The organism is Collinsella sp. AF31-11 (assembly GCF_003475605.1).
In the GTDB taxonomy this organism is placed as follows: Bacteria; Actinomycetota; Coriobacteriia; order Coriobacteriales; family Coriobacteriaceae; genus Collinsella.
This window is the reverse complement of sequence record NZ_QRQS01000037.1, coordinates 1-1,267: the sequence shown is the minus strand read 5'-3', so window position 1 is coordinate 1,267 and position 1,267 is coordinate 1. Positions and strand designations below refer to the sequence as shown.

Annotated in this window: 1 protein-coding gene; it reads left to right on the top strand. The window is 65.4% G+C overall.

Annotated elements, in window-relative coordinates; all coding sequences use genetic code 11:
* The first annotated feature begins 24 nt into the window (after window positions 1–24).
* Complete coding sequence (gene arcA, locus DWZ22_RS10090) at window positions 25–1,266, top strand: arginine deiminase (protein WP_118406053.1); 1,242 nt, start codon at window positions 25–27, stop codon at window positions 1,264–1,266.
* Window position 1,267 lies beyond the last annotated feature (1 nt).

Here is a 1,267-nt window from a genome sequence, read left to right as displayed (position 1 = left end):
GGCCCGAAAGAAAGGTAGGAGGCCATGACGAAAGGTCTGCACGTGCCTTCCGAGATCGGCAAGCTCAGGAAGGTCTGCCTGCACCGTCCCGGCGACGAGCTCCTCAACCTGCCGCCCGACGAGCTCGAGCGACTCCTGTTCGACGACGTCCCGTTCCTTGAGGTCGCGCAGCAGGAGCACGACACCTTCGCCCAGATCCTGAGGGACCAGGGCGTGGAGGTGCTCTACCTCGAGAACCTCGTCGCCGAGGTGTTCGACCGGGTCCCCGGCGCCCGCGCCGAGTTCACCGACCAGTACATCGCCGAGGCAGGCATCCGCGGCCAGCGCATGCCGCAGATCGTCCGCGAGAAGCTGGACTCCATCGAGGACAACCTCGAGTTCGTCAAGAAGACCATGGCCGGCATGACCAAGGCCGAGATCGACATGCCCCTCACGGCGTCCACGACCCTCGACTCCCTGGTCAACTCCGAGTCCGAGTCCGACCTGATCATCGACCCGATGCCCAACCTCTACTTCACCCGCGACCCGTTCGCGGTCGTCGGCGAGGGCGTCAACCTCAACCGCATGTACTCGGTCACCCGCAACCGCGAGACCCTGTACGGCAAGTACGTCTTCAAGTACCACCCCGACTACAAGGACGTCTCCCTGTACTTCCGCCGCGACTGCCAGTTCCACACCGAGGGCGGCGACGTGCTGAACATCAACGAGAAGACCCTCGCCGTCGGCATCTCCCAGCGCACCCAGGCAGCCGCCATCGACGTCATGGCCCAGAACATCTTCTGGAACTCCGACTCCAAGGTCGAGCGCATCCTGGCCTTCGACATCCCGGTCTCGCGCGCCTTCATGCACCTCGACACGGTCTTCACCCAGATCGACGTCGATAAGTTCACGATCCACCCCGCCATCATGGGCACCCTGCGCGTCTACGAGCTGACCGCCGGCAAGAACCCGGGCGAGGTCAACATCCGCCTGATCGAGGACACCCTCGAGCACGTCCTGGAGGACGCCACCGGCGTCGACCAGGTCAAGCTGATCCCCTGCGGCGGCGGCGACCCGATCGCGGCCTCCCGCGAGCAGTGGAACGACGGCTCCAACACCCTGTGCGTCGAGCCCGGCAAGATCTGCGTCTACGCCCGAAACACCGTCACCAACGACGTGCTGTACAAGGAGGGCCTGGACCTTCTCGTCGTGCCCTCCGCCGAGCTCTCCCGCGGCCGCGGCGGCCCGCGCTGCATGAGCATGCCCTTCTGGCGCGAGGACCTCTAAG

Bases quoted from the DNA above. Each gene is read 5' to 3' on its own strand.
- arcA (WP_118406053.1), top strand. From the start codon at position 25: ATGACGAAAGGTCTGCACGTGCCTTCCGAGATCGGCAAGCTCAGGAAG.